This is a genomic window from Pseudomonas meliae, from assembly GCF_001400515.1.
GTDB lineage: Bacteria > Pseudomonadota > Gammaproteobacteria > Pseudomonadales > Pseudomonadaceae > Aquipseudomonas > Aquipseudomonas amygdali.
The window spans coordinates 1-6986 of the sequence record NZ_LJQT01000110.1 but is presented as its reverse complement, the minus strand read 5'-3'; the positions used below and the strand labels follow the sequence as shown (position 1 = coordinate 6986).

General features: G+C 58.6%; 7 protein-coding genes and 1 pseudogene. 5 read left to right on the top strand and 3 right to left on the bottom strand.

Annotated features, from left to right (window positions below):
- Window positions 1-653: GDP-mannose 4,6-dehydratase (locus tag ALO64_RS05230; RefSeq protein ID WP_054991669.1), on the bottom strand; the 653-nt coding region annotated here is incomplete at its 3' end.
- A 260-nt stretch (window positions 654-913) separates the two neighbouring features.
- On the opposite strand from ALO64_RS05230, the pseudogene ALO64_RS26765 reads away from it, so the two are divergent.
- The 5 genes and pseudogenes from ALO64_RS26765 to ALO64_RS05215 all read left to right on the top strand — a co-directional run.
- Window positions 914-1630 (top strand): annotated as a pseudogene (locus ALO64_RS26765) (PAS domain-containing protein); the annotation flags it as partial.
- Window positions 1631-1672: 42 nt separating this feature from the next.
- The gene (locus ALO64_RS26760) at window positions 1673-2227 is read left to right on the top strand and encodes a methyl-accepting chemotaxis protein (protein WP_369812071.1); all 555 of its coding nucleotides are present in this window, start codon (window positions 1673-1675) and stop codon (window positions 2225-2227) included.
- 174 nt (window positions 2228-2401) lie between these two features.
- Window positions 2402-3010, top strand: a complete 609-nt coding sequence (locus ALO64_RS26165) for a hypothetical protein (protein WP_235378733.1) — start codon at window positions 2402-2404, stop codon at window positions 3008-3010.
- A gap of 5 nt (window positions 3011-3015) precedes the next feature.
- Window positions 3016-3651: a hypothetical protein gene (locus ALO64_RS26160; protein ID WP_235378734.1), complete on the top strand. Its 636-nt coding sequence runs from the start codon at window positions 3016-3018 to the stop codon at window positions 3649-3651.
- A 25-nt stretch (window positions 3652-3676) separates the two neighbouring features.
- On the top strand, window positions 3677-4537 hold the full coding sequence (locus ALO64_RS05215; RefSeq protein WP_044345435.1) for an SH3 domain-containing protein: 861 nt from the start codon (window positions 3677-3679) through the stop codon (window positions 4535-4537).
- A gap of 10 nt (window positions 4538-4547) precedes the next feature.
- Here ALO64_RS05215 and ycaC read toward each other — a convergent pair whose 3' ends face one another.
- Together ycaC and ALO64_RS05205 are read right to left on the bottom strand one after the other, a co-directional pair.
- Window positions 4548-5174, bottom strand: a complete 627-nt coding sequence (gene ycaC, locus ALO64_RS05210; protein WP_044345437.1) for an isochorismate family cysteine hydrolase YcaC — start codon at window positions 5172-5174, stop codon at window positions 4548-4550.
- 154 nt (window positions 5175-5328) lie between these two features.
- The gene (locus ALO64_RS05205) at window positions 5329-6900 is read right to left on the bottom strand and encodes an alkaline phosphatase D family protein (protein ID WP_044345438.1); all 1572 of its coding nucleotides are present in this window, start codon (window positions 6898-6900) and stop codon (window positions 5329-5331) included.
- Window positions 6901-6986: the final 86 nt, after the last annotated feature.

Below are 6986 nucleotides of genomic sequence, written 5' to 3'. Positions count from 1 at the left end.
TGTCTACACCCTCCTAGAAAGTCTCGCGCCGCTTGCAAGTTGCCGACTTTCAACTGTGGTGCTTGCTTGCCTGCTTCTATCAAGGCGATCTGACGAGCAAATGACGCGGTCGCGAAATCAGCCGATTGCCTGGCACCAATGTGATTGAACGGACGTACGACAATACCGTTCTGGCCACGACGAAAGTACTCATGAAAGGCCGCTTCGGCGGCAAGTTTGCTGGCGGCATAGGGATTCATGGGTTTGCAGACACTGTTTTCGTCGAGCGCAATACCCTGCTTGAATGCCTCGCCGTAGACTTCCGATGAGCTGACAAACAACACAAATGCCTGAGGGGCCTTGCGTTGCAATGCCTGTAGAAGGTTCACGCTGCCCATGACGTTGGTTTGCCAGGTGGCCAGAGGGTCCTGGAAACTGGTAGGCACATGCGTAATAGCCGCCAAATGCACAACGTGAGTGGGATTTGCCTGAGACACCACTTGCTCAAGGCCAGCGGCGTCGCGAATGTCACAATGCAGCGATTCGGCAGCATAAGCGGAGCGGGGAGAGTCAGGGCTCACCAATGCAACAATATGGTGCCCGGCGTGCTGCAGCTTACGGCACAGCATCTGCCCGACAAAACCGTTTGCACCGGTGATCAGAATGCGTCGCATCATTGAGGGTCCTTAATGGCGTTGCTGCAAGTAAGTGAGTCTAGCAGGCAATAGCTGGTCAACCCGTTGTGACCTATGGCTCCTGCATTTTGTTTCGCCTTGCACATTCGTTATCAGCCTGCCCATTCAAGGTTCCGCAATTGCAGGCCCCGGTTATGCGGGCAACCCACATCAATTCAATCTGCCATCATCAGACGAAACGCCTTAATCCCGTCTACGCTTAGGCCGATACATACGTACAACCCACTACTGGTGCCGTCATGTTCAACACTCGCTTGAAAAAGGAATTACAGGCACAACACGCCGAGTTATCGATGTATCGGCAAATGCAGAAAGGGATGGACGCGCGTATGGTGTCGCTGAGTCTGGACGCCAACAACCGTATCGTCCATGCCAATGACAACTTCTTAAGGGCGCTTGGTTATTCTGCCGACCAGTTGCTGGGCAAGGATCTGGACCAGATGGTGCCGTCCTACGTCAAACAGCTCGATTGCTACCGTAACCTCAAGCTGGCGGTGCAGAAAGGTGAGTCGGTGATCGACAACTACCGTTTTCTGCATGCCAACGGCAGTCTGGTGTGGATTCGTGCCATGTGGCAGCCGGTTCTGGATGACCAAGGCAAACTGGTGACCTTGCAATGCTACGGGTCGGACATCACCCAGACCGTCGAGACCGCTGCCGAGAACTCTGCGTTCATTCAGGCATTGCTGCGCTCTACCGCCGTGATCGAGTTCGATCTTGGCGGTCACGTGCTCACGGCCAATGACCAGTTTCTGCGTGGCATGGGTTACAACCTGGCGCAGATCAAGGGCAAGCACCACAGCATGTTCTGTGATCCGGCTGAAACTTCACTGGCACCGTACCGGGAGTTCTGGGCGATGCTCAACCGCGGCGAGTTCGTCGCAGGGCGCTTCAAGCGTATCGACAGCAGCGGGCGTGAGGTCTGGCTGGAGGCTACTTACAACCCGGTTCATGATGCTCAGGGCAAACTCTACAAAGTCGTCAAGTTCGCCACGCTGGTGACCGATCAGGTCGCCCGCGAAGATGAAGTCAGCCAGGCGGCCAGCGTGGCGTTTGAAATCTCCCAGCAGACCGACGTCAGCGCCCAGCGCGGCGCGGATGTGGTGCAGAACACTGTGCAGACCATGCGCAAGATATCCGAAGAGATGCAGTCGGCTTCCTCAGGCATCGAAGCACTGGGCAAGCAGTCCCTGTTGATCAGCTCCATCGTGCAGACCATCGGCGGCATTGCCCAGCAGACCAATCTGCTGGCGCTCAATGCCGCCATCGAGGCCGCGCGCGCCGGTGAGCAGGGCAGGGGCTTTGCCGTGGTCGCCGATGAAGTCCGCCAACTGGCCGGCCGCACCAGCGCCGCGACCGAAGAGATCGTCAGCGTCGTGCAGCAAAACCAGTCGCTGGCCGATGAGGCGGTACGCGGCATGGCCAACAGCCGCACTCAGGCGGAACAGGGTCTTTTGCTGGCCAACGAGGCGGGCGCGGTGATCGTCGAGATTCAGGAGGGGGCCAAACAGGTGGTAGGCGCTGTGGGTCGGTTTGCCAATCAGTTGAAGTAGCAGCTGACGTCACTGTCGGTATTTCAGGTGTTGCAGGGCACGGACGACCGGCAACACCTGATAGCTCTGGCATCATTTTTGGACGGCAGGCAGAATGCGCCGCAGTTGGTCAGTGGGCACCTTCGCACTCAAGTGTTGTGAATCACTGGTTCCACTCTGACAAGGATTGGTTGGATGCTGCTTGCTGTACTTACCGTTCTCAATGCCCTTTGCCTGATCGGTGGCTTGCTGTTCAACGCAGAGTTGTTGAACAAGGCTGGCGCCGATATTCCCCTCAAAAACCTGCAGGCGCTTGAAATATACGGGCAGAGCCTTGCCGCAGTGAGCGTGTGCCTGGCGGCCTGGCGCCTGTGTATCTGGGCTCATGGGAAATGGGGACATCAGCAGCATCTCATGCGCTCCATCCTGCTCAGTACCGTGGTACTGGCCCCGCTGACCTGGTGGGTTCAGGGTGTGGTCCCGGACGCGATTGCTGAAGCGTTTCCTGCCGATCTGCGGGTTTACAGCCTTTACGCCTACGTGACGAAAAAAGGCCTGCTCTACGATTCGGTGCAGATACCCGGCATTCCCTATCAGGAATATCGCGACAAGGGCGAGGGCAAGGCCTTCATCGCCAATCTTGGCGTACTCATGAGTGTTCAGGGCTCGTACGTCGAGCAGATTGGCCACAATTTTCAGGGCTTCGCCCAAACCGTCTTCAAGGGCTATGCCCGACGCAACGCCGATAGGCTCTACAGCCGGCTGCAAGCGGAAGTCATCCCGGTCTTTAATACGCAAAGGTAGAAGCCTTGCGGCGCTCTGGCGTAGCGGGCAATAAACGCAAACCGCTTGCCCTCCCGAACGCAGCCCTGCAACAGGCCCCGCCGAGCGCCGAAGACTACGCTTTGGCGATGCCTTCAGGCCTGCGTAGCCGTCAGGCGATGGCCAACACTGCGCAGGTGCGCGGCATGGCGCGTCAGGTCCTGGGCCCGCTCTACGTAGAGGGAATGGACCTGCTTGCCACGCCCAGTCAGTTCAACACGTACCTCAATGGCATCGCCAGCAACATGGCCAGCGACGTCGCGCGCACTGATGTGCATGGCGCACAGAGCCTGAGCGTCCTCAAAAACATGTGGTTCGTACCCTGGTCGTTGCTGAGTGGTCTTTTCATGGGCGCGCTCAATATCGTCGGGTTGTTGTTGTCGACCGTCGAGCAGCGCGCGTTCATACAGAAGAGGCTTGTCGCCGTCAGAGCGGCAGCGGTGGCCCTGATCGTGGTGGTTCCATTGCTCGCCGGTAACGCAATCATTCAATCGCCAGGCTATCGCACTGCGTTCAAGGACATCGAGGCCGGCCCGACCCTCATGGCCGGTGTCTTTCATTGGGCGATGTCTGCAGAAGCCATGTTGTACAACTTGACCAGACCTCTGCTCAACGCCGAGTAAAACGTTTCAAAAGGGAGTAAGCCCCGTGCGCAAGAAATTCGTTGCATCAATTCTGGCGGTAAGCATCGCCACCTCAGTCACCGGATGCGCGCAGATGGGCATCAGCAAGGAACAGGCGGGTACTGTGATCGGCGGTATTGCCGGTCTGGCGGTCGGTGCAACGATGGGCAAGGGTAACGGTCAGATCGCAGCCGCGCTGATCGTTGCAGGCATCGGCGGCTATATTGGTAACCGCATCGGTCAGTTGCTCGACGACAGGGATAAACAGGCACTGGCGCTGCGCACTCAGGAAGTTCTGAGTCAGCCCGCAACTCCTGTAGCGCAGCCCACGGCCATCTGGCGTTCCGATCACTCCAATGCAAGCGCCCGGATCACGCCAGGCCCGGAGTTCAAGGCGGTCCGGACCATCGATGTCAAACGCACGCCCAACATTCAGGGCGTGCCGTCGATGAAGCTTATCAATCAACCCTATGTCACCCGGTCTACCCTCAACGTGCGCTCTGCACCGAACATGAACGCTGACAAGGTGGGCAGCCTGCCGGGCAATACGCAATTCACTGCCGTGGGTTCTACCGGTGACTGGATTCTGGTGGGGCGCAAGGGCGTGACCGTGGGCTACGTGCACAAGGACTACGTGATGACGCAGTCCGATGCCGATACCAGAAAGAGGCTTGCTGCAGTCAGGTTCGACGATATGAATGTGTCGGCCAGCAAAGAGACTGAAGCATTCGATCTGGGCTCAATCTCTTCCTTGCCCTCTGGCAAAACAGCGGCCGAGACTACTTGTCGACCGCTTTCTGTAAGCCTGGAAGCCAACGGTGGCACCACTGAAAAGCAGGACAACACATTCTGCAGGCAGGCCAATGATACGTGGGAGTTGATTTGAAGCAGGGCCTCTACCGGGCAGTCAGCGCCGAATAGCTGTTCATCAGGTTACGGTAGTTCGGGATCCGCTCGGACAGCAGGTTGCCCAGCCCTTCGATATCGTTGCGCCAGTCACCGTGCAGCTCACAGGCCACCGAGAACCAGTTCATCAACTGCGCACCTGCCTGGGTCATACGCGACCAGGCGGCTTGCTGGACAGTGGCGTTGAAGGTGCCGGATGCATCGGTGACCACGAACACTTCAAAGCCTTCAGCCAGTGCCGACAGGGTCGGAAAGGTCACGCACACATCAGTCACGACCCCGGCGATGATCAACTGCTTGCGGCCGGTCGCCTTGATTGCCTTTACAAAATCTTCGTTGTCCCAGGCGTTGATCTGGCCTGGACGGGCGATGTATGGCGCATCGGGGAACATGGCCTTGAGTTCCGGCACCAGAGGGCCGTTGGGGCCTTGTTCAAAACTGGTGGTGAGGATCGTCGGCAGTTCGAAGAAGCGGGCCAGGTCAGCCAGGGCCAGGACGTTATTCTTGAACTCGTTCGGCGAGAAGTCCTGTACCAGCGAGATCAGGCCTGTCTGATGATCGATCAGCAGCACGATGGCGTCATCTTTGTTCAGGCGGCTGTAAGGGGCGTTTTTCATGGTCAAGTCCTTTCGTTTGGGTAGGTAAGGTGTGGCGTTCAACGTGGGCTCAGGTTAGTAGTTCACCGGAAACGGAAAAAGCGCCTGAAGTGCGTTTTACTGTCTCTTCACAGTGGACAATACTGTCCCAAGTGCTGCCCTCCCCAAGAATCGCCTACCCAGAAACCGCCCCGGCCTTGCCAGCCTCCACCGCAAAGCGCTTGAGCGTCGACACGCTGGCTGCAGGGTCGAGCACATCCGACACCACCTGGAAGCGGGTCAGCATCTGCTGTTCGCTGAGGTCCACCGCCACATAGCCACGCTGGCGGCTGTCAAAGAATTTCACGTGGGGGTTGAGCCCCAGAATGCTGTTGAAGGCGTCGAATGGCGGTCCGCCGGATGTCACCGAGGTGCCGACGAATTCAGTGGCGACGACGGCTGAGTCCGGATTGCCCGCATCGGCGTGCAGGTCGGTGGTCCAGAACGAATGGATATCGCCACCCCAGAACACCGGGTTGCGGGTCTGCTGGCGTTGCAGGGATGCCAGCATGCGCTCGCGGGTCGCCGCGTAGCCGTCCCAGCCGTCGGTCCAGTGGCCCAGCGCCTGCGTTTTGAGATTGCGCTGTTCCAGTGGAGCGACCAGCAAGTCCTGGGCAATGACATTCCATTGTCCGGGGGACTCAGCGAAGCTGCGGTCCAGCCAGGCTTCCTGTTCCCAGCCGAGCATGGTGCGTTTCGGGTCACTTAGATCCGGGCAGTCGCTGGGCGCTACGTAGCCTCGACGGCTGCCGTTGGCCTGGATGCATGCCTGTTCGGAGCGATATTGCCGACCGTCGAGTACATGGAAACGTGACAGGCGGCCATAGTCCAGGTTCCGGTAAATACGCATGTCCGGTCCTTTGGGCAGGCTGCTCGCGCGCAAGGGCATGTGCTCGTAAAACGCCTGATAAGCGGCGGCTCTGCGACGTAGAAAGCTGTCCACAGGAACGTTCGGGTCCTGGGACCACTGCGCGGCGTAGTCATTCTGTACTTCGTGATCATCCCAGGTGGCGACGCTCGGCGCGCAGGCATGCAGCGCTTGCAGGTCCGGGTCAGTCTTGTACTGCGCGTATCGGTTGCGATAGCCCGCCAGGTCCATCGGGTCTGAGGTGGCATGGCGGCGCGGGAACTGTATGTTTGTGGGAGAAACGTTCATTTCATAGATGTAGTCGCCGAGAAAGAACACCATGTCAGGTCGCTCCGCAGCCAGGTGCCTGTAGGCGCTGAAATATCCCGCCTCCCAATGCGAACACGACACGAAGCCGAACCGTGCCGAGACCATGGCGGTTGCCAGCGGCGCAGTGCAGGCCTGACCCACGGCGCTTTGCGCGCCCAGACTTTCGAACTGATACCAATAGGGACGTCCAGGCTGCAAACCACCCACTTCAATATGTACTGAATGAGCAAAGCGCGGTTGAGCGGTCGCTTGCCCCGTACGTACGACGCGAGTCATCGCTGCATTGCTGGCGATTTTCCAGCGTACTTCGACGGGTTTTTTCAGGCCGCCGTCGCCCGTGGCTGTCATCACCTGTGGCGCCAGGCGTGTCCAGATCACGAAGCCGTCAGGCAGCGGGTCGCCGGATGCCACGCCCAGCGTGAACGGATAATCGACACCTGCGCTGCGGGCAAACGGGCTGAGGATCGATAGCAGCGTGGCACCGGCCACGCCGGTAATGATGCGTCGGCGATCCGGATTGAAGTCAGTCATTGCGCGGCCTCTGCTGGTTCGTACTGCGAGCGCAACAGCCCGAACAGCAACATGTCTTTGAAAACACCGTTCATGCATAGGAATTT